This is a genomic window from Epibacterium sp. HA2-3 (assembly GCF_055693725.2).
The window spans coordinates 238,928-259,493 of record NZ_JBVFUL020000002.1; the positions used below are offsets into that span (position 1 = coordinate 238,928).

Consider the following 20,566-nt stretch of genomic DNA (forward strand, 5'->3'; position numbering starts at 1 on the left):
CGAGTCGTTTCACAGCGCCACACCCAGAAGGCGAATGAGCCGCTGTGCTTCTAACAGACGCGTATGCCTTCGGCATGAACCTCTCCAATCTCAACGCGTTTGGGCAAGTGTCACCCTCTGAGCGCCTGTTTCCAACCAACTCTATGCCATAGATAAGCCGAAAACTTATTGAAAATTAACCAATAATCACTCGTTCCGCGAAAAAATTAACCCTCTGGAAAGGAATGCGACGTTTCTATGACGCATCCTAAAACCTCCATCAGGTTCCCTTTCCGTTCAGAAGGACTACCCGTGAGTACACCATTCTTACCGCCTTGTATCGCCCAGACGGTTAAAATTTGTATTTGTTTTGCATCAATTGCGGCGTTTTTGTCTGTAGCCCCGACCGCAGCATATGCGATTCCCTCCCCAGAATTGGTTCTTGGCTCGGTCTCGTCCTTGTCACAGATTCTCGCTGTGGTTGTCGCAACGATTTCAGGCTTTGGCGCGATTATCGCGTCACGTTTGGGTCTGAAAACCCGTTCAGGTGGCAGAAAATTTCCCGTCAAAACGATGACGGCGCTGATTTTGCTGATTGTAGCTTTGGGTTTTGCAAATCACTGGCAGTGGCAAAGCCACAAGACAGAAGAGCAGCTGCGCCTGCAAGCCACCTTGACCCGGCCCGCACAATTTGCGGGCACCGAGATCAAGGACGAAGAGCTGAAAGAGACCAGCTATAGCGCGCAAGAAACCCACGCGCAGGGCATCACCACCGAGGAGGCTTCCGCGCTGCTGTCCAAGGGGGACGTCAAATTCTTTGATATTCGCGAGACCGCAGAGAACGCCATGGGCACTCTGCCCGGCGCGGACCACATCCGCTTCCCGGACTTTCGCGAAAATCCACCCGTGGCGCCGGGCGATACCGTTGTCCTGTTTTGTCACAATGGCAACAGAAGCTCCGAGACCTGCACGGAGCTCTCGAAGCTCGGCATCGACTGTCGCTTCATCACTGGCGGTATCGAAAAATGGATCGTCGAGGGGCGCGATTTCTCCGACAGTCGGGTTCAGAGCCTCTCTGATCTGCGCGCGATCCCCGAATACCCGAACAAGTCTCGCCTGATAAATACCGAGACATTCAAATCCTACATGGCGGGCGAGCACGTCCAGATTGTCGACACCCGTTATCCCGGCGATTTTGAAACTGGGCACCTGCCCGGTGCAATCAATATCCCACTGCGGGCGCTCACGAGTGAGGAACTCGAGCGACGGATTTCCCGCCTGCGCAAGGTTCCGACGGTTGCGGCCTGTTATGATCGGCGCAGTTGTTTCATGGGTCAGGTGCTGGGTCTGGAACTGACACAGGCGGGGATCCCATTTGAGGGCCGATATACTGTTCCCTGGGAGTACTTCATTGCGCCGCCGCCCAAACCGCATGTGGTGGAGTGGCTGGCCGAACAGGAAAGTGGTCTTTGGGACAAGGCCATCGCCGGCCTCAGTGCTGCTCTGCTGTGGGGGCACGCCAAGTCTCATCTGCTGCTGAGCCTGTTGGCACTGGCGGCGATCTCGCGAATTCTCGTGCTGCCCATCGCACTCAAATCCGAGAGCGATCAGATCACCCTGCGTCGCCACAAGGCGGATCTGGAGGCGCTAAAAACGCGACTCGCCCATGACCCGATGCGCAAGGCGCGCGCGATCCGCGCGTTTTATGCACAACATGGATTAACCCCCATGCGCAATATGGCGGCCTTGTTGTTCCTGCCGTTGATGATGCTGGGGTTGCAAGCCGCCGAGCGGGCCGCGGCAGAGGTTGTGGGCGGTTTCCTCTGGATCACGGATCTGGGCGCTCCCGATCCCATGTGGATCGCGCCAGTGCTGACCTGCGGGCTTGCGGGCGCGTATCTCGTGTTTGCAATTGCGAAATCTCGTCGCGCGGCACTCCTATGGCTGGGTCTCGGCCTCCCGGCCCTGTTTCTCTTGACGATGGGGCTATCAGCAGCCGGAAACCTCTACCTCGCCATGAGCCTTACAGGGCTGTTGGTGCAGTATCTCTATGTCTCTGGCGCGTTTGCCCGAAAAATACAGTTGCGCAAGCGACTACCCGATGGTGTCCATGCGCTTGCTCAGACTGAGGCCCTCTCGACGGCGGGCAACAAGGCGCTGCGCTTGTCGCAGATGTCGCGGGCGGGATTCCCGGTGCCCAAAGCCGTTGTCCTGACCGACCGCTTCCTTAACCAGTTCAAAGATGCGGATGACCCCAAGCAACAGCAAATGGCCGCGTCTATCTGGCGCAATGTCGGCCCAAGGCCCTGCGCGGTCCGTTCGTCTGCCAGCAATGAAGACGGCGCGGACCAGAGCTTTGCGGGGGTTTTTGACTCTGTTTTGGACGTCAATAAGGATACGCTTTGCGCAGCGATCCGCTCTGTTCTGGCTTCCTTTGCCTCGGAGCGCGCGGACAGCTATGGCAGCGCCGAGGAGGGCCATGCCAACATTCTCGTGCAGGAAATGGTCAACGCCACCTATGCAGGGGTTCTGTTCACCCAGGATATGCAGGCCCCCGGAATGATGCTCTTGGAGTGGGTCGAGGGATGCGGCGAAGATCTGGTGTCCGGTCGCAAGACTCCTGGCACAGCGCGCTTTGGCCGAGTGAGCGGTCTAGCGGCGCAAGACACACACGCCCCGCCGTTTGACCCAGCAGAGCTTTTGAAGATGGGACGCGCCATTGAGGCTCTATTTGAGAGGCCGCAGGACATTGAATGGGCTTGGTCCGAGGGTCGGTTCTACATCCTACAATCTCGAGACATCACAACCGTGGCGATCGGCAGTGCCTCTGAACAGGCCACGGCCGAAGAGTGGCGCAGGCTATTTGCCGCGCGATCACACACTGAGGGTTCCGATGCAATCATCCTTGAGCAGGACGAAATGAGCGAAGTTCTTCCACGCCCAACGCCCCTGTCTTTTTCCTTGATGAGCAACCTTTGGGCCCCCGGGGGCAGTCTTGATCTCGCCAGCCGGGCATTGGGCTTGCCCTACAACCTTCCCGAGGGCGAGGATGCGCATTTGGTGCGCCTCTTTGGTAAAACCTATGTCGACACCGCGTTGAAAAAAAAGCTCTCGATGGATTTGCGCGGCAATCGAGCGAACCGCATGCGCAAGCAACTGACACCGACACTTGAAGGGTTCGAACGCGAGGTGCTTCCGGCTCTTCTGGATCGCATCGAGGACTGGCAGGCGCTACGTTTTGAGGCTCTCCCTCGGCACAAGCTATTGAAAACAATATCGGTCCTGCGCGACTACTTTGTCACGGAGATCTATGTCGAGGCGGAGAAGATCAACTTGCTCGCCGCGTTTTCCATGCAAGAGGCCAATGCCGTTGCACAAGGCGATCCTGCCCTGCGCAGCCATCTGATGCAGGCTGAATTGAAGTATTCGCCAGCCAGCCTCCTGGCGCAATGCACAGGCACCGAAGAGGAAGCACAGGCCCGCGCGCTTGAATTGATGGGACACCGGGCGATGTTTGACTACGAATTGTCGACACCGCGCTATTACGAGGCGCCCGGGCTTTTGTTTACGTTGCTTGATCCCTCTCATCACGGGTTGGAACCCGCTGAACTGCCCTCTGGCGTGCCAGAAACGCTTAGGCAAACCCTAGAAATCGCAATCGCCTTCCAGGACCTCAAGGAACGGGCCAAGCATGAATCCCTGCGCGTCCTGAGTGAGCTGCGGCGCGCGCTCTGTGCATTGGGGGAGGACACCGGTCTGGGGTCACTGATCTTCTATCTGACGCTGGACGAAATCCTCACGGCCGATTGGACGCAGGTAGACATGCTCAGAGCACAAGCAGAACAGCGCAAACATCATGATACGCTCTGCCGGGATCTTGCACCAAACGCGGTTCAACTGAGTTTGCGGGACTGTGAGCTGCTCTCATCCGGGGGCGTCAAGACGCTCGACGAGGGCACGCTTGGCGGTATTTGCGTTGCAGGTTCCGGTCGCGCCACTGGTCGCGTGTACAGGATTGCCGATGAAACCGCCTATGGGCCCGAGGCCTTTGAAGGGTTCGAGCCCGGCGACATCATCGTCTGTCACATGGTAAACCCCGCTTGGCTGCCACAAGTGCTGCAGGCCGGCGCAGTGATCAGCGTTGTCGGTGGCTGGCTCAGTCACATGGCAATCGTTGCCCGTGAAAAGCAGATCCTGATGCTCGTTGGCGCACAGGGCCTCGAGGCGCTCTCTCATGGCGATGTCATCACGGTCACGGATCGCGGTGAAATCGAACCTGAATCTGATAGCAGCGAGGCGTTGAGGGCCTGATCCGCCCCTGCAGATCATATGTTTTGGGTATCCTCACCTCAGAACATATGATCTGTAGCAACCATGACCAAACCGATTGACCCACAGCAAGCCAACCGACTGCTCAGTACCATCAAGTCCCGCATCGAGACTTTGCCACCCAAGCTGAAGACCGCGGCGAAATATGTGATCGATTCCCCCGGGGACTTTGGGCTCGACCCAATTCGCGTGAGCGCAGACAAGGCGGGAGTCAGCCCAAATACGCTCACTCGGCTGGCAGAGGTGTTCGACTACGAAGGCTTTGAGGATTTTCGTGCGCCGTTTCGTGCCGCATTGGTCACGGATCGGGAGGCAGACCTTGGCTCAGAGTGGCTCGACCAGCTGGCTGCGGGTGATCAGACATCGGCTCTTCAGGCGCGCGCGGCACGTAATGCACTCAATATCACCGCCCGTTCCTTGCGGTTGATGACCCCAGAGCGAACGACAGCGATCGTCGACGCGATGACTTCTGCGCGGCACTGTTTTGTCACCGCAAGCCGGTCGACACATGCCTTGGCTTATTACTTTCACTATGTTGGACGCATGGCCCTGCCGACGCTCGAGCTAGTACCTCGCCACATGGGCGATGCCGCGGACGATCTTCTCGATATTGGGCCGCAGGACTGCCTTTTTGCGATGACGTTTGCGCCGTATTCCACAAGCACGATCCGCGCGATCCGCATGGCACGGGAAGCCGGAGCAACCGTGATCCTGCTTTCGGATAGCGACACCATTGCACCGGGGGTGCGGGCGGACCATCAGCTCACCTTCTCGGCGCAATCTCCACATCATTTTGGCTGCCTGTCCGGGGCGATGGTTCTTCTTGAGAGCCTGCTATCGCACCTGATCCATGCCGGCGGCGCAGATGCACAGGCCCGAATTTCGCGGTATGAGACCCTACGTCAGGACAGCGGCGTCTATTGGAGCGCAAAGCGCCTGCCGCGTACGCCCTCACGATAAAGAACAGGCCGCCCAATTGGGCGACCTGTCGGATTTAATGGCTCAGGATTGGCCCCGATTGGGCCAGGCGTTTGGATCGAGATCGAGATCCGGGAAATCTTCCATACGCAGCACGGGCCGCTCGACCCCCGCTTTGAGCTGTTTGCGAAAGTCCTGCAAAACCCGCAGCGCAATGGGAAAGAGCATCATCAGAGCCAAGAGGTTCACCAGCGCCAACACGCCCATCAACGGATCCGAGAAGAAGAAGACCGATGTCGCGTTTGGAGCCACGGCACCCAAGAAGACGATCCCCACGACCACCAGCTTCAGCAGCGTCATCGCATGAGGCGTCTTGGTGAGGATGGAGATTGCATTCTCTCCGAGGTAGTAGTTGTAGATCACCGAGGAGAACGCAAAGAGCAGGATCGCAAAGGTCATGAAATACTGCGACCACGCGCCCAGATGCGACACCATTGCGCTCTGGGTCAGGGCGACGCCGTCAACATCGGTGGCTCCCGGGACGTAAACATCGCTCAGCAGGATGACAAAAGCAGTGCAGCTGCAGATGATGATCGTGTCAATGAACACAGAAAACGCCTGCGTGATCCCCTGGCTGATCGGGTGGTTCACCTCAGCTGTTGCTGCCACGTTGGGGGCAGAGCCGAGACCCGCCTCGTTTGAAAAGAGCCCGCGGCGCAGTCCCTGTGCCAGTGCAGCGCCCATGCCCCCACTGACCGCCTCTTCAAAGCCAAAGGCATTGGCAAGAATACTGCTTAGAACCTGAGGGATCTCGCCGATGTTGGTGAGGATCACGATCAGCGCCATCAGAAGATACCCAACCGCCATGACCGGGACCACAACCTCGGACGCTTTGGCGATACGTCGAATACCACCAAAAACGATGAAACCGGTGACAATTGCCAGGAAAATACCCGTCCACAGGCGATCGATCCCGAGGGAGGCCTCTGCCGCACCAGCCACCGTGTTGCCCTGAAACGCGTTGAACCCAAGCGCGAAGGCCGCAATCAGGCAAATCGCATAGATCACAGCAAGCCAGCGATAGTTTTCGCCCAAACCGTGCAGGATGGCTCGCGCAGGCCCGCCGCGATATTGTCCCGTGAGGGGGTCTGCGCGCTTGAAGAGTTGCGCAAGAGAACATTCCACCAGGCTCGTGGCCATCCCGACCAGCGCAATCGCCCACATCCAGAACACTGCCCCAGGGCCACCCAGTGTAATGGCGACCGCAACACCTGCGATATTGCCACCGCCCACGCGCCCCCCAACAGAAACCAAGAGCGCCTCGCGCGCGGAAATCTGACCGGTATCGGTACGACCGCGGGTCAAGACGCGGAACATTCGGCCAAAGAACTCAATCTGGACAAACCCGGTGGCGACGGTGATGAAACTGCCGAAAATGACCAGTATCGGGACCAGGGACCATCCCCAGGTCAGGTCTCCGATCACACCGAAGAATTGTTCAAGCGCTTGCATCGCTTTTCTCCACTCACATTAAAACACGCGGGCGGGATACGTTGCTCCTAGCGGGGATGCAACGGCGCAAAGTGGAAGAAGAGACCGGAAAAGACCAGATCTACAAGGCCCATTCTCCACATAGGCGGGTTTCAAGGATCTCGCGCCGAGTCGCCAGATCTGCGCTTTGCGACAGCGCATGCAGCAGCTTGGCATAGGCCGCCTCGACGGTCATGTCGCGCCCGTCGATAGCTCCGGTCTGCGCAAGCATTGCACCCGCCGCATAAGTACCAAGGGAAATGCCGCCCTCGGCACATTGGCTCACGGCGAGGACCGGAACGCCGGTGTCTCGTGCTTGCAACATGGCTTTGCGCAGCCCCAGGCCCTCGGGCACGGTGCCAGAGCCGTAACAGCGCAGTACAATCCCCGCGGCCTGTTCTACCGCACAAGAGATCAACGAGGCATTCATTCCCGGAGCCACCGCCGCAATCAGCGCGGTGGCATCGCCGTATTCAAAAATGCTGAGAGTTTCCGCCACCCGGAGGGGGGCTGCATCCGTTGGTGATGCGGTGAATGCGTCAAAGGCCACCGAATGCGATTTTCGCACCCGCGCGCCATGCAGCAACTTACCTGCAAATTGGACCCAGACGCCGGGCGCAGCCTGTTCCGCCGCGAGAAACGCGTCTCGGAGGTTGTCGCTGCCGTCGCTGCCCTCCTCGGTGAGTGGCAGCATCGCTCCGGTGATCACAACCGGCTTGCGCAGCCCTTTGAGACCAAAGGACAAAGCAGCGGCCGTAAAGGCGAGTGTGTCGGTGCCATGTGTCACCACAAACCCCGCGCAATCGTCATGATGCGCTGCGATCTGCGCCATGATCCAGTTCCAATCCGCCGAGGTAGCGTTGGCGCTGTCGATCAAAGGGGATGCCGTCACAACCGTAAAATCAGCCTCTATTGCGCCGATGCGCTGCAAACCGTCGAGCTCCGCCTCCACGATTCCTGTTTTGGGGGCGAACCCCTCTGGCGAGGGGGCCATGCCAATGGTGCCGCCGGTGTGGATTACGCAAATGGTCATTGAAGTCTCCCGGTGACGCTTAAAGGCGCAGATCCGCATCCTCGGCGGGCAACACATATTTGAGATCATAAAGAAGGGCATCTGCCTTGCCAAAGGAGCGCAGCACCTCAGTGCCCATGTCCTTGAACTCCTGGTGGGCCACCGCAAGGATCATCCCGTCATAACATTCAGTTTCCGGGTGCTGGATAAGCCTGAGCCCGTATTCCGCGTAGGCCTCTTCGGGATCTGCGTGGGGGTCAAAGACATCCACCGTCACGCCAAAGTCGCGCAGGGCCTCAATTACATCAACGACGCGGGTATTGCGCAAATCGGGGCAATTTTCCTTGAAGGTCAAACCCATCACAAGGATACGCGAGTCGACCACCTGCACGCGCCGCCGCAGCATGGCCTTGATCATCTGCTGGGCCACATAGGCCCCCATCCCGTCATTGAGCCTGCGCCCTGAGAGCAGAATTTCCGGATGGTAGCCGACTTCTTGCGCCTTATGTGTCAGGTAATAGGGATCCACACCAATGCAATGTCCCCCGACGAGCCCCGGACGGAAGTTCAGAAAGTTCCACTTGGTGCCTGCAGCCTTCAAAACCGCCTCAGTGTCGATTTCCATCCGGTTGAAGATCTTCGCAAGTTCATTGATCAGGGCGATATTGATGTCGCGCTGGCTGTTCTCAATCACCTTGGCGGCCTCGGCAACGCGAATGCTCGGCGCCGGGTACGTACCCGCGCGCACGATGCTGGCATAGAGCCTGTCGACTTTGGCCGCGGTTTCGGGAGAGGAGCCGGACGTGACTTTGACAATATCGGGCAGGCGTCTCGTCTTGTCGCCAGGATTGATCCGCTCGGGGCTGTAGCCAACCCCAAAATCCGCATTGAACACCAGCCCCGAGATCTCCTCGAGCAAAGGTACGCAGTCCTCTTCGGTCGCGCCGGGATAGACCGTAGACTCATAGATGACGGTATCGCCGGGCTTCAACACCTGCGCAACGGTGCGCGTCGCCGACAACAAAGGACGCAGATCCGGGCGACGAGTCGCATCAATCGGGGTTGGAACGGTCACGATATAGATCGATGCCGCCGCAATCTCGGAGATGTCGGAGGTCAGCGCCAAATGTTGCGCACTCTGCAGTGTACCCCTGTCGATTTCACGCGTGCGATCATCGCCGAGGCGCAGCTCATCTATTCGGCTCTGGTCGATGTCAAAGCCGATCACAGGGCGGCTGCGTCCGAATTCCACAGCGAGCGGCAACCCGACATAGCCGAGACCAATTACGCAGATCTGTTCTTGGTTCGGCTGGCCATCTGCCATTTTGGGCTCTCCTGCAAATCGCGAGTCCATAAGACCCGGAGTGACACTTCATAAAACGCGCCAAGGAGAGGTTTCAACCGACACTGGCCAGTTTGTGTAGATCGCCCTACTGCGCCGCAACAGCGACCGAGCGGGCAAACTCTGAAATCCGGTCCACTGCTTTGGTCATTGCTGCATCCTCGACCGTCAGAGCGAGCCTGACCCAGTTCTGCAGATGCGCGCCAAAAGACGATCCAGGCATCACGGCAACGCCAGCGTTTTCAAGCAATGCCCAAGCAAAGGCATCGCAATCCATACCGAGCGGACTCACGTCAACCAGCGCAAACATCCCCGCTTCGGGGCGATGCACGCGCAAGACGGTCTCCGCCTCCAACCGGTCCGCGAGATACTGCGCCCGTTTTGCAAACCGTTGGCGCATGCCGTCTGCTACGGTTGAACCTGCGCGCACGGCCTCTTCGGTGACATCCGCAATGAAGGGTTGATTGCCAAACAGCATGGTCTCGGACACCGGCAAAAGCGCATCCATGAAGCCTCTTGGGCCGATTGCCCATCCACTGCGCATACCGGGTGCGGCATGGGACTTGGAAATCGAAGACACAGCAATCGTGCGATCTGCAATCTGCTCGAGCGTCAATGGCGAGGTAAAGCTGTTGCCCTCGAACACGAGATCTTCATAGACCTCGTCGGAAATCAGCCATAGGTCGTGTTTCAGGGCAATCTCCGCAATCGCCTCGAGCTCAGCTGGGCGCAGAATCGCACCTGTCGGATTGTGCGGCGTATTGAGCAAAATCGCGCGGGTGCGTTCGGTGATACGCTGCGCAATGTCATCGGCCTGCATCCGAAATCCATGTTCTGCCTTGAGCGGAACTGGCACCATGTCCGCCCCAGTGGCGCGGATCACGCCCTCGTAAGTGGCATAGAGCGGGTCGCCCACCAGCACCTCGTCACCCGTCTCGGCAACACCCTGCATCACCGCATAGAGCGCTGTTTGTGTCCCCGGAAAGCACAGAACATTGTCGCGCTCGAAACACCGTCCACGCCGCGCGCTATAGCTCTCAGCCAGCGCATCTCTCAGTCCGTTTTCACCGCGCCCGTTGGAGTATTGCGTCCGCCCAGCCTCTATGGCGCGTGTCGCAGCACGCGCAAGCGGTTCAGGCAAGGCCACATCCGGTTCGCCAATTGTCATCTCAACGATGTCTTCGCCACGGTCCGAACGGTCGCGTGCCGCCGTATGTAAATCCCACTTTGCACCGCCGAGATCTGCCAAGCGATGGGTGATGGATGTGGTTTTCATGATACGGCCCTCGCGCGGTATGTGGTCCAGCGGAATCTCTTCCCTGAACCCCTTATTATACAAATGTGCGATTAGTCAAAGACAATCGCTCAATATCACGCGGGCGCGCAGGCTTGCCTGCGCACCGCGCGCTCGGGGCGGTAGGCTTCAGCAATTAAAGCAAAACTGCGCGTTTGGCCCCGGTTAGCCGGGAATGCCGCTGGCAGTGTCCAGCAGGGCAGGCAATATTTCTTCTTTGAGACGCGCTTCGTCGAAGGTCAGGCTGGAAACCGACACCTGCAGTGCCGCATCGGCCCGCCCGTCAATTGAAATCACAGGCACGGCGAGGCTGATTTCATTCAGCATCATCTGCGCCTTTGTGATGGCGAACCCCTCTTGCCGCGCCCGCGCGATGTCCAGCGCAATCAAGTCACGATCTATGATCGTTTTGGGCGTCGCGGAATGGACCGGCCAGGTTTCAAGAGCATGCTCGACCTCCGCGTCGGACCAAGTAGACAGCATGACGCGACCCGATGCTGTGCCGAGCGCAGGCAGGCGTCGCCCTACGATACTTGCCGCAAACTGCGTGCGCTGATTGGGTAGGCGCAAGGAATAGATGATGTGATCGCCGGAGATTTGCGCGAGGTTTACAATCTCGCCATAGGCACGGCTGAACTCGATCAACTTTGGCAGTGCCCGCGAGATCAGCGGGTCCGACCAATAATATGCATAGGCCAACTCAAGCCAAGCGTGGCTCGGTCGATAGCGCCGGGTGCCCGGATCGCGCTCAAGCATGCCCTCGTGATGCAACGTATACGCCAAGCGCTGCACCGCGCTTTTTTCCAATCCCGTGCGCGCGACCAGCTCTGCCAATGACAGCGAGACATGTGATTCGTCAAAGGCCCGCAACAACCGCAGCCCCTTGGCCAAGGTTCCAACGAAGAGCGAATTTTGCTTTTTTTCCATCGTATTACTCCGCTTCAAAGTTGGAACGTGCAGGGCGCTAGGAACTAAGGCTTGACTAAAACCAGCCGCCTCTGAGTATGATAGTTAAATAACAATCATAAGTATCAAATAATGATACATCAATCATTCCATTATTTAGACAGGGAATACCATGTTTGATCTTTCTCTCCCCCGTTCGGCTTTGATTGCCCTGACGCTTGCTTCGACCACCGCGATGCCCGCGCTTGCAGAGAAAGCTGCAGGCACCTTGAACGTCGCCTTCACCAAAGAGCTCGAGAACGTCGACAGCTATTTCAATTCATCGCGCGAAGGCGTGGTGATGCAGCGCGCGGTCTGGGATGGCCTGATCTACCGCGATCCCAACACCAACGAATACATCGGCAACCTTGCAACCAGCTGGGAATGGATCGACGACACCACGCTGGAATTCAAGCTGCGTGAGGGCGTTACTTTTCACAATGGCGAGCCCTTCAACGCCGATGACGTCGTCTACACCGTGAACTATGTCGCCAACGAGGAAAATGGCGTCAAAACCCAGCGCAATGTGAACTGGATGAAGTCCGCAGAAAAGATCGACGACTACACCGTCCGGATCCACCTCAAGGACAAATTTCCCGCTGCGATCGAGTTCCTCTCCGGCCCAGTTTCGATGTATCCCAATGAGTACTACGCCGAGGCAGGCCCCTCTGGCATGGGACTGAAGCCCATCGGCACCGGGCCTTACAAGGTGACAGAAGTGGTTCCGGGCCAGCATTTTGTGCTTGAGGCCAACGAGACCTATCACGACAGCCCCAAGGGTCAGCCGGAGATCGCAAAAATCGACATCCGCACCATTCCAGACGTCAATACTCAGATGGCAGAGCTCTTTTCCGGCTCTCTGGATCTGATCTGGCAGGTGCCCGCGGATCAGGCCGAAAAACTTGCGCAACTGGGCCAGTTCACCGTCGCCAATGAATCCACGATGCGTGTGGGCTATCTGCAAATGGACTCGGCCGGTCGATCAGGTGAGGACAACCCGTTTACCAACGCCAAGGTGCGCGAGGCCGTGAACTATGCGATCAACCGTCAGGAACTGGTCGATGCCCTGCTCAAGGGCTCCAGCCAAGTTGTCTACACCCCCTGCTTTCCAAGCCAGTTTGGCTGTGTGCAGGATGTGACCACGTATGAGTACAATCCCGAAAAGGCGAAGGCGCTGCTGGCAGAGGCGGGTTATCCCGACGGGTTCTCGACAGAATTCTATGCCTATCGCGACCGCCAGTATGCAGAGGCCATCGTCTCTTACCTGAATGCCGTGGGCATCGATACCGATTTCAAGATGCTACAGTATTCAGCGCTGCGCGACCTGAACATGAAGGGCGAAGTGCCGCTGTCGTTCCAAACCTGGGGCAGCTATTCGATCAATGACGCGTCTGCGATGGTTAGCCAGTTCTTCAAACACGGCTCGCTCGACAGCACCCGCGACGATGAAGTGCTCGATTGGTTGAATGTGGCCGACAGCTCCACCGATCCCGACGAGCGGATCGAGTATTACACCAAGGCGATCCAGAAGATCACAGGCGAGGCCTACTGGGCACCCATGTTCAGCTACAACACGAACTATGTCTTCACCAGCGACGTGAGCTACACTCCCACCGCAGACGAAGTTCTGCGTTTTGTGGACATGTCCTGGAACTGATCTTGCGGGCCGAGCGGAGATCTTTTCGCTCGGCGTCCTCCTCTCCTCTACGACACAACCCCAGATGCGCGGGCCACCGGCCTGACGCGCGAGGTATCCCATGCTTCCTTTCATCCTGAAGAGACTGGGGCTGGCTTTGCTGGTCGCCTTCACAGTCAGCTTCATCAGTTTTTCACTGCTGTTTCTATCCGGTGACCCTGCCGCGGCTCTAGCCGGTGAGACGGCAAGTGGCGAAGACGTCGAAGCCCTACGTCGGCTCTATGGCTTTGACCGTCCCATGTTGGTGCAATACGGCGAATGGCTCTTTGCAGCGATCCGTGGTGATTTTGGTGAAAGCTATTATTTCAAATTGCCGGTTGCCGGTCTGATTGCTGAACGGCTTCAGGTCACTATGCTGCTTGGTGTCTGCGGGATCAGCTTCGCGCTTCTGACTGCAGTGCCCCTGGGTGTGGCGGCCGCAATCCGCCCGAACTCGATTATTGACCGCGTGGCTCTGTTCCTTTCCGTGGCAGGGCAGGCGATGCCCTCTTTCTGGTTCGGCCTGATCCTCATCGTGGTGTTTGCCATCCAACTTGGCCTCTTGCCGCCTTCCGGTGCGGCCACTTGGCGTCACTTTATCATGCCAACCATCGTGCTCGGCTATTACGCCATGCCAGCCATCATGCGCCTCACGCGGGCGGGTATGCTGGATGTGTTGAACTCGGACTACATCCGTACCGCCCGTGCCAAAGGCGCAGGTGAGGGACGGGTCCTGTTCAAACACGCGTTGCGCAATGCAATCATTCCGGTGGTCAGCCTCGCTGCGGTGCAGATGGGCTTTATGCTGGGTGGTTCCATCGTTGTGGAATCCGTCTTTGCCCTGCATGGCGCAGGCTTCCTCGCATGGGAAAGCATTGCCCGTAACGACCTGCCAACGGTGCAGGCTCTGATCCTCGTCTTCTCTATGTTCTACATCATTTTCACCTTCCTTGCCGACGTGCTGAACGCCTGGCTGGACCCAAGAATGCGGAGTTCCTGACGTGACCGACGCAACTGATCCTCTCTATCAAGAAATCCAAGGGCCGACGCCGCGCCAGATGCTGAAGACGCGCGCGCTTGGTCACAAGGGGCTAATCTTTGGCCTCTGTGTGGTTGGCCTCTTGGTCGTGATCGCCCTCCTCGCCCCGGTTCTGGCGCCACATAATCCCTATGAGCAAAGCCTGATGAACCGCATGGTACCCCCTGTTTTTCTGGGCGGCACATGGGAGCATCCCCTCGGCACCGACCATCTCGGGCGGGATTACCTGTCACGCCTGATCTACGGCGCGCGGGTTTCGCTTCTGATCGGCGCAGTCGCTGCGCTGATTTCTGGCGTGATCGGCACCGCCATGGGGGTTGCAGCCGGGTATTTCGGCGGCAAGGTCGACGCGGTTGTGACCTTCCTCATAAACGTGCGCCTGGCGATGCCCGTGGTCCTGGTGGCGCTGGCTGTCGTGGCAATCCTTGGCGGGTCTTTGACGGTCGTGGTCTGCGTGCTCGGCCTATTGTTGTGGGACCGATTTGCCGTGGTGATGCGGGCGTCGACCTTGCAGGTCAGCCGTCGCGACTACGTGGCCGCCGCTCAGGTGATCGGAGCCTCGACCCCGCGCATCCTCTTGACCGAGATCATGCCAAATATCTTCAACAACCTGATCGTGGTGATCACGCTGGAGATGGCCCATGCGATCCTGCTCGAAGCGGCACTGAGCTTCCTTGGTCTAGGCGTGCAACCGCCGACCCCTTCGTGGGGTCTAATGGTGAGCGAAGGCAAAAACATGATGCTGTTTGAGCCTTGGCTGGTTCTCATTCCCGGCGCCGTTTTGTTCCTGCTTGTGCTGGCAATCAATCTTATGGGCGATGGCCTGCGTGACGTCACCGCCCCCGAAGGACGGAGCTGACCCATGAGTGATACGCTTCTTTCCGTAAAGAACTTGACCCTCGACATCCCCACCGGCAGCGGCACGCTGCACGCAGTGCGCGGCATCGATTTTGACTTAAAGCGCGGCGAGACCCTCTCAATCGTGGGCGAAAGCGGCTCCGGCAAGTCACTGACCTCGCTGGCTGTCATGGGGCTGTTGGGCAAGTCGATCAAACGCCGCGCCGATGAGATGCGGTTTGAAAACATCGACCTGCAAACCGCGAACCGCCGGGCAATGCGCGATCTGCGCGGCAACCGCATGGCGATGATATTCCAAGAGCCGATGACGTCGCTCAACCCGGCCTACACCATCGGCGATCAGCTGACCGAAACGCTGCTGCTGCATCGCAAGGTCAGGAAGTCTGCCGCTCGCGCGCGGGCCATTGAGCTGCTTGAAAAGGTCGGCATCACTGCAGCCGAGAGCCGCCTGTCGCAATATCCGCACCAGTTGTCCGGTGGTTTGCGCCAACGGGTGATGATTGCCTTGGCACTGATGTGCGAGCCGGACCTGCTGATCGCGGATGAGCCGACGACCGCGCTGGATGTGACCATTCAGGCGCAGATCCTGCGTCTCTTGGTCGACCTCACGCGGGAAATGAACATGGCCATGATCTTGATCACCCATGATCTCGGCGTGGTGGCGCGCGTCGCCGACAAAGTGGCCGTGATGTATGCGGGAGAGCTTGTGGAGACCGGCCCTGCAGCGGAGGTGTTTGCGACTCCAAGCCATCCCTACACACGCGGACTTTTGCGCTGCATCCCGCAACCCGGCAAGACCGAGCGCGGGGCCGCTCTGGGGACCATTCCGGGCATCGTGCCGTCCCTCATTGGCGAGGTGAGCGGCTGCGCCTTCCGCACCCGCTGCCCGCATGCGCGTCCAGAGTGCCGCGCCGACATTCCCCTTCGAGGCGAAGCAAGCCATGAGTTCAAATGCATTCACCCAGACGGGGCTCTATCCCATGAAGGAGAGGCGGTATGAGTGATGTTCTGACCCTGAATGGGGTGACTAAAACCTACAGCGTCAAACAGGGCCTGTTCGGCGCACGAAAGCCGCTCACAGCGGTGAATAACGTCTCACTCTCACTGGGCAAGGGAGAGGTCCTGGGCCTCGTGGGAGAGTCGGGGTGCGGTAAATCTACCCTCGCCAAGCTTTTGCTTGGATTAGAAAAACCCACCTCGGGTCAGGTACTTGTGGACGGCGCGCCAATGGACGCGCTGGATCGTCGCGGCCTCGCGGGTCGGCTTCAGCCCATATTTCAGGACCCCTACTCCTCACTCAATCCGCGCAAATCCATCTATGATCTGATCTCTTTGCCCCTGCGCGTACACAAGATTGGCGACAGCACCAGCCAGCGCAAGGCTGTGAAAGAGATGCTGGATGTGGTCGGCCTGCCGCAACGGGTCATGAACACATACCCAAGCCAAATGTCTGGTGGCCAGCGTCAGCGCGTTGCCATTGCCCGCGCCTTGGTGATGAAGCCGGAAATCGTCATCTGCGATGAACCCACCTCCGCGCTGGATGTTTCCGTGCAAAGCCAGATCCTGAACCTGCTCGGCGACCTCAGGCGCGAGTTTGGCCTCACCTATCTGTTCATCAGCCACGATCTCGCGGTTGTTGAACACCTGGCGACGCGGGTGGCGGTGATGTATCTCGGGCGTATTGTCGAAGAAGCCCCGGTGGCCGAACTATTCGAGACGCCCAAACACCCCTATACCCGCGCGCTCCTGAGCTCGGTCCTAACCCCAGAGCCGGGGCTAGGTGTGCCGGAAACAGCGCTTGGAACCGCCTATCCAAACCCGATCGCCCCTCCTTCGGGATGCGCCTTTCACCCACGGTGTCCGCTGGCCACAGAACATTGCAAAACGCAGGCTCCCCCCACAATCGCGACTGCGCAGGGGCGTGTGGAATGCCACTATGAAGATCCTGACAGCCCGATGCCGCGAAAGGATGCAGCATGAGCGCTCTCTCACAAACGCAAATTACCCGGAAATACGTCATTGAAACCGCAGGCGGTGTGGTCGCCTCTCAACATCGACAAGCCGCCGAAGCAGGCGCAGCCGTTCTGCGTGCAGGGGGCGATGCGGTGGATGCGGCAGTGGCGACCTCTTTTGTTGTAGGCGTATTGGAACCATGGATGAGCGGTCCGGCGGGCGGCGGCGCAACGGTTCACTGGCGCGCAGACACCGGTGAGGCCGTTGCGATCAACTTTGGCATGCGCTCGCCCAAGGGGCTGGATCTTGCGAACTATCCGCTTTCGGGTGACGGCAAGGCCGGAGACCTCTTTCCTTGGGAACGCGTGGTCGACGACCGCAACGTCGAAGGCGCCACCGCGATCGCTGTCCCGGGCACCGTGGATGGCATCGGTCAGGCACACGCCCGTTGGGGAAGGATGTCCTGGGCAGAGCTCCTGGCGCCGGCCATCGCTCATGCCAAAGAGGGCATGCTGGTGGATTGGTACGCGGCACTGATGATTGCCTCGACCGCACGTAATCTGGCGCGCGACCCGGATGCGGCAGCGCTGTTTCTGGACGATGGGGTCTGGCCCAAAGGCTCTGGCTGGACTGCCGTTCCCGACAATCGCCTCGATCAAAGCCGGATGGCTGACTCGCTTGCGCATATCGCGCAACACGGCCCGCGCGCGTTTTACGAAGGTGATCTTGCGCAGGCGATGGCCCGCGATGTCCAAGACAAAGGCGGCTGCCTCTCGGCAGATGACCTCGCGGGGTATCGGGCCTGGATGGGGAATGCACGCCCCGTGAGCTATCGCAACGCACAGTTTCATGTGATGCCTGGGCTAACGGCAGGCCCCACATTCGCGCGTGTCCTCGAGCAGCTTGAGTCGGCGGATCTCTCAACACCCGCGTCGGCCTATGTCGCCTACGCCCGCGCCCTCGATCGCGCTTATGCGGAACGTCTTGGAAAGATGGGCGATGATGGCGAAGTGCCGGAGGCCCCGGGCTGCACCACGCATTTTTCGGTGGTGGATCGCGACGGCAATATGGTCAGCCATACCCAGACACTCTTGTCGATCTTTGGCAGCCGCGTGGTGTCGCCTGCAACCGGCTTTCTGATGAACAACGGCATCATGTGGTTTGATCCCGAACAGGGGCGTCCAAACTCGCTTGCGCCGGGCAAGGCCTGCCTGATGAACGTCTGCCCAATCCTGGGCGAGACGGTCGACACGCGCTTTGCTTTTGGCGCATCCGGAGGGCGCAAGATCGTCTCCGCCGTCTCTCAGTTGGCGTCTTTCGTGGTCGATGGCGAAATGGATATAGAAGCGGCCTTTCACACGCCCCGCATCGACATGTCCGGAGGCGAGCAGATCATCGCTGATGAGACCCTCCCACCGGAGGTGCTGGGCGCGCTCAACGCAGAAAAACCGACCGTTCCAACGCGTCGCACCGTGTCTCCCTATGCGTTTGCCTGCCCTGCCGGTGTCATGCGCAAGGACGGCAAGAACAGCGGCTGCACTGAAGTCATGTCGCCGTGGGGCGATGCAATCACCGAGGGTCAAACATGAGCCGCGAATCCGCTCTTTCCCGCGCCAGCCGCTATTTTGAGGCCGGAGATTTCCAGTCCGATCTGGCGCATCTTGTCACCTATCGAAGCGAAAGCCAGAACACCGCGCCCGAGGCGCGCATGGAATGTCGGCGCTATCTCGAAAAGGCGATGCTGCCGCGGCTGCGTGCGCTCGGATTTGATTGCGAGATCATCGACAATCCCGACCCGACCGGCGGTCCGCTGCTGATTGGTGAGCGGCGCGAAGGCGAGGCACTCCCCACCATACTGACCTACGGGCACGGTGACGCAGTGCTGGGACAAGAAGGACGCTGGCGCGAGCGGCTAGAGCCCTGGGTGCTCGTCGAAGAAGGCGATCGCCTCTATGGTCGCGGCACCGCCGACAACAAGGGTCAACACCTGATCAACATCGCAGCGCTCGAAGCCGTTCTTGCAGAACGCGGCCACCTCGGCTTCAACACGCGCATTGTCATTGAAATGAGCGAAGAAGTTGGTTCAGTCGGCCTGCCCGACGTGTTCAGAGCCTACAAGGACCGGCTCACAGCAGATGTTCTCATCGCCTCTGATGGCCCCCGGCTGCAGCCCGACGTGCCAACCATGTTCATGGGTTCGCGCGGGGGCACGACATTTGATCTTGTGGTTGAAACGCATGAGGGTGCGCATCATTCGGGCAATTGGGGCGGGCTTTTGTCGGACCCGGCCATGATCCTCGCACATGCGCTGGCCTGTATCACCGATGTGCGCGGCCAGATCAAAGTGCCCGAATGGCGCCCGGATAGTCTTACCGAGAATGTGCGCATGGCGCTTCGAGACCTCCCCGTCGCGGGAGGACAGGGGCCAGCGGTGAACCCCGACTGGGGCGAAGAAGACCTGACCCCTGCAGAGCGCGTCTTTGGCTGGAACAGCTTTACGGTTCTGGCGATGGTTTCGGGTGTGCCAGAAGCGCCTGTCAATGCGATCTCGGGTTGGGCGCGCGCGACGTGTCAGTTGCGATACGTTGTCGGCACCGACCCGGAGGACGTGGTACCCGCATTGCGGCGCCATTTGGACGCGCATGGCTTCGAGAGCGTCGAAATCCACTGCCACGAACGAGGCTTTTTTGCCGCAACCCGTCTGGACCCCGATCACCCTTGGGCGCAGTTCGTTGCAGAGTCGATCCGCAGGACTTCTGGTGCGCTGCATGTGCTTCCAAACCTTGCAGGCTCTTTGCCAAATGACAGCTTCACCGACATCCTGGAGCTGCCGACAATTTGGGTGCCTCATTCCTACAGAGGCTGTTCGCAGCATGCGCCAAACGAACACGTATTGAAATCTGTATGCCACGACGCGTTGAGAGTGATGGCCGGAGTCTTCTGGGATCTTGGCGAACAGGGCGGACCACTCGCCTGACGCCACATCACAAAAAAGCCCCGCAAGACAGCTTGCGGGGCTCTGCACCTCATCGACGAATGCGGATCAGGCCGCTTCGGAGACTTTTTCCTTGAGGTGCTTCAGCAAGTTCTCAGGCGCGGATTCGCCATACGGATCTTCTGCGTGGTTGTCATCGCGGCCCGGCTCTTCGAACCACGCTTCTACAACCCCATCGTTGATGATGGCCGCATAGCGCCAGGAACGCATGCCAAAGCCGAGGTTGTCCTTGGCGACCAGCATGCCCACTTTACGGGTGAACTCGCCAGAGCCGTCGGGGATCACTTTGACGTTCTTGATGCCCTGCGCTTCGGCCCATTTGTTCATCACAAAGCTGTCGTTGACGGACATGCAGTAGATTTCGTCGATGCCTTCAGCCTTGAAATCCTCAAACCCGTTCTCAAAACCGGGCAGCTGGTAGGTCGAGCAAGTCGGGGTGAACGCACCCGGCAGCGAGAACAGGATCACGCGCTTGCCCGCGAAGTAATCTGCAGTGGTCATGTCCTGCCAGCGGAACGGGTTTGGGCCCTCGATGCTGTCGTCGCGAACACGGGTACGGAAGGTCACCTGGGGGAGTTTTTGTCCAGCAAACATGGGAGGATCCTTGAGACTTAGTGAAATTTCAGCCCGTCTCTTACCGCATCTGGCAGGGGGTGCAAGGGGGCGAAAAAAACTTCATAAAAGTCCTGCAAACATT

The 20,566-nt window shown here is 58.9% G+C and carries 15 protein-coding genes; 9 read left to right on the top strand and 6 right to left on the bottom strand.

The window, feature by feature from the left end; translation table 11 throughout:
• Positions 1-438 precede the first annotated feature (438 nt).
• Together ACZ1HH_RS15665 and ACZ1HH_RS15670 are read left to right on the top strand one after the other, a co-directional pair.
• Positions 439-4,290: a PEP/pyruvate-binding domain-containing protein gene (locus ACZ1HH_RS15665; protein ID WP_487320504.1), complete on the top strand. Its 3,852-nt coding sequence runs from the start codon at positions 439-441 to the stop codon at positions 4,288-4,290.
• A gap of 63 nt (positions 4,291-4,353) precedes the next feature.
• On the top strand, positions 4,354-5,268 hold the full coding sequence (locus tag ACZ1HH_RS15670; protein WP_011537215.1) for a MurR/RpiR family transcriptional regulator: 915 nt from the start codon (positions 4,354-4,356) through the stop codon (positions 5,266-5,268).
• A gap of 42 nt (positions 5,269-5,310) precedes the next feature.
• On the opposite strand, the gene ACZ1HH_RS15675 is transcribed toward ACZ1HH_RS15670, so the two are convergent.
• The 5 genes from ACZ1HH_RS15675 to ACZ1HH_RS15695 form a co-directional block, all read right to left on the bottom strand.
• The gene (locus ACZ1HH_RS15675; RefSeq protein ID WP_472635285.1) at positions 5,311-6,738 is read right to left on the bottom strand and encodes an alanine/glycine:cation symporter family protein; all 1,428 of its coding nucleotides are present in this window, start codon (positions 6,736-6,738) and stop codon (positions 5,311-5,313) included.
• Positions 6,739-6,838: 100 nt separating this feature from the next.
• Positions 6,839-7,789 carry an asparaginase gene (locus tag ACZ1HH_RS15680; RefSeq protein WP_472635286.1) on the bottom strand — a complete coding sequence of 317 codons (951 nt, stop codon included), beginning with the start codon at positions 7,787-7,789 and terminating at the stop codon, positions 6,839-6,841.
• Between the two features lie 19 nt (positions 7,790-7,808).
• On the bottom strand, positions 7,809-9,092 hold the full coding sequence (tviB, locus tag ACZ1HH_RS15685) for a Vi polysaccharide biosynthesis UDP-N-acetylglucosamine C-6 dehydrogenase TviB (RefSeq protein ID WP_472635287.1): 1,284 nt from the start codon (positions 9,090-9,092) through the stop codon (positions 7,809-7,811).
• Positions 9,093-9,198: 106 nt separating this feature from the next.
• Positions 9,199-10,386: a pyridoxal phosphate-dependent aminotransferase gene (locus ACZ1HH_RS15690; RefSeq protein ID WP_472635288.1), complete on the bottom strand. Its 1,188-nt coding sequence runs from the start codon at positions 10,384-10,386 to the stop codon at positions 9,199-9,201.
• Positions 10,387-10,569: 183 nt separating this feature from the next.
• Positions 10,570-11,331 carry an IclR family transcriptional regulator gene (locus ACZ1HH_RS15695; RefSeq protein WP_472635289.1) on the bottom strand — a complete coding sequence of 254 codons (762 nt, stop codon included), beginning with the start codon at positions 11,329-11,331 and terminating at the stop codon, positions 10,570-10,572.
• Between the two features lie 151 nt (positions 11,332-11,482).
• Here ACZ1HH_RS15695 and ACZ1HH_RS15700 point away from each other — a divergent pair, with 151 nt between their 5' ends.
• The 7 genes from ACZ1HH_RS15700 (at position 11,483) to ACZ1HH_RS15730 (ending at position 19,851) form a co-directional block, all read left to right on the top strand.
• On the top strand, positions 11,483-13,006 hold the full coding sequence (locus tag ACZ1HH_RS15700; RefSeq protein ID WP_472635290.1) for an ABC transporter substrate-binding protein: 1,524 nt from the start codon (positions 11,483-11,485) through the stop codon (positions 13,004-13,006).
• A 100-nt stretch (positions 13,007-13,106) separates the two neighbouring features.
• Positions 13,107-14,024 carry an ABC transporter permease gene (locus tag ACZ1HH_RS15705; protein WP_011537208.1) on the top strand — a complete coding sequence of 306 codons (918 nt, stop codon included), beginning with the start codon at positions 13,107-13,109 and terminating at the stop codon, positions 14,022-14,024.
• 1 nt (position 14,025) lies between these two features.
• On the top strand, positions 14,026-14,922 hold the full coding sequence (locus tag ACZ1HH_RS15710) for an ABC transporter permease (protein WP_011537207.1): 897 nt from the start codon (positions 14,026-14,028) through the stop codon (positions 14,920-14,922).
• 3 nt (positions 14,923-14,925) lie between these two features.
• Positions 14,926-15,921 (top strand): ABC transporter ATP-binding protein, encoded by a 996-nt coding sequence (locus ACZ1HH_RS15715; protein ID WP_472635291.1) that lies wholly within the window; start codon positions 14,926-14,928, stop codon positions 15,919-15,921.
• Complete coding sequence (locus ACZ1HH_RS15720; protein ID WP_487320505.1) at positions 15,918-16,901, top strand: ABC transporter ATP-binding protein; 984 nt, start codon at positions 15,918-15,920, stop codon at positions 16,899-16,901. Before ACZ1HH_RS15715 ends, ACZ1HH_RS15720 begins: the two co-directional genes overlap by 4 nt.
• Positions 16,898-18,463: a gamma-glutamyltransferase family protein gene (locus ACZ1HH_RS15725; RefSeq protein ID WP_472635293.1), complete on the top strand. Its 1,566-nt coding sequence runs from the start codon at positions 16,898-16,900 to the stop codon at positions 18,461-18,463. Before ACZ1HH_RS15720 ends, ACZ1HH_RS15725 begins: the two co-directional genes overlap by 4 nt.
• Positions 18,460-19,851, top strand: coding sequence for a M20 family metallopeptidase (locus ACZ1HH_RS15730; protein ID WP_487320506.1), 1,392 nt, complete (start codon positions 18,460-18,462; stop codon positions 19,849-19,851). Before ACZ1HH_RS15725 ends, ACZ1HH_RS15730 begins: the two co-directional genes overlap by 4 nt.
• Before the next feature lie 66 nt (positions 19,852-19,917).
• On the opposite strand, the gene ACZ1HH_RS15735 is transcribed toward ACZ1HH_RS15730, so the two are convergent.
• Entirely contained in the window at positions 19,918-20,463 is a 546-nt protein-coding gene (locus tag ACZ1HH_RS15735) for a peroxiredoxin (protein ID WP_011537202.1), read from the bottom strand.
• Between the last annotated feature and the right edge of the window lie 103 nt (positions 20,464-20,566).

What these genes read in the sequence shown, in the direction of transcription:
- ACZ1HH_RS15715 (WP_472635291.1), top strand. Translation starts at nt 14,926, where the DNA reads ATGAGTGATACGCTTCTTTCCGTAAAGAACTTGACCCTCGACATCCCC.
- ACZ1HH_RS15700 (WP_472635290.1), top strand. Translation starts at nt 11,483, where the DNA reads ATGTTTGATCTTTCTCTCCCCCGTTCGGCTTTGATTGCCCTGACGCTT.
- ACZ1HH_RS15705 (WP_011537208.1), top strand. Translation starts at nt 13,107, where the DNA reads ATGCTTCCTTTCATCCTGAAGAGACTGGGGCTGGCTTTGCTGGTCGCC.
- ACZ1HH_RS15725 (WP_472635293.1), top strand. Translation starts at nt 16,898, where the DNA reads ATGAGCGCTCTCTCACAAACGCAAATTACCCGGAAATACGTCATTGAA.
- ACZ1HH_RS15670 (WP_011537215.1), top strand. Translation starts at nt 4,354, where the DNA reads ATGACCAAACCGATTGACCCACAGCAAGCCAACCGACTGCTCAGTACC.
- ACZ1HH_RS15695 (WP_472635289.1), bottom strand. Translation starts at nt 11,331, where the DNA reads ATGGAAAAAAAGCAAAATTCGCTCTTCGTTGGAACCTTGGCCAAGGGG.
- tviB (WP_472635287.1), bottom strand. Translation starts at nt 9,092, where the DNA reads ATGGCAGATGGCCAGCCGAACCAAGAACAGATCTGCGTAATTGGTCTC.
- ACZ1HH_RS15680 (WP_472635286.1), bottom strand. Translation starts at nt 7,789, where the DNA reads ATGACCATTTGCGTAATCCACACCGGCGGCACCATTGGCATGGCCCCC.
- ACZ1HH_RS15690 (WP_472635288.1), bottom strand. Translation starts at nt 10,386, where the DNA reads ATGAAAACCACATCCATCACCCATCGCTTGGCAGATCTCGGCGGTGCA.
- ACZ1HH_RS15735 (WP_011537202.1), bottom strand. Translation starts at nt 20,463, where the DNA reads ATGTTTGCTGGACAAAAACTCCCCCAGGTGACCTTCCGTACCCGTGTT.
- ACZ1HH_RS15730 (WP_487320506.1), top strand. Translation starts at nt 18,460, where the DNA reads ATGAGCCGCGAATCCGCTCTTTCCCGCGCCAGCCGCTATTTTGAGGCC.
- ACZ1HH_RS15720 (WP_487320505.1), top strand. Translation starts at nt 15,918, where the DNA reads ATGAGTGATGTTCTGACCCTGAATGGGGTGACTAAAACCTACAGCGTC.
- ACZ1HH_RS15675 (WP_472635285.1), bottom strand. Translation starts at nt 6,738, where the DNA reads ATGCAAGCGCTTGAACAATTCTTCGGTGTGATCGGAGACCTGACCTGG.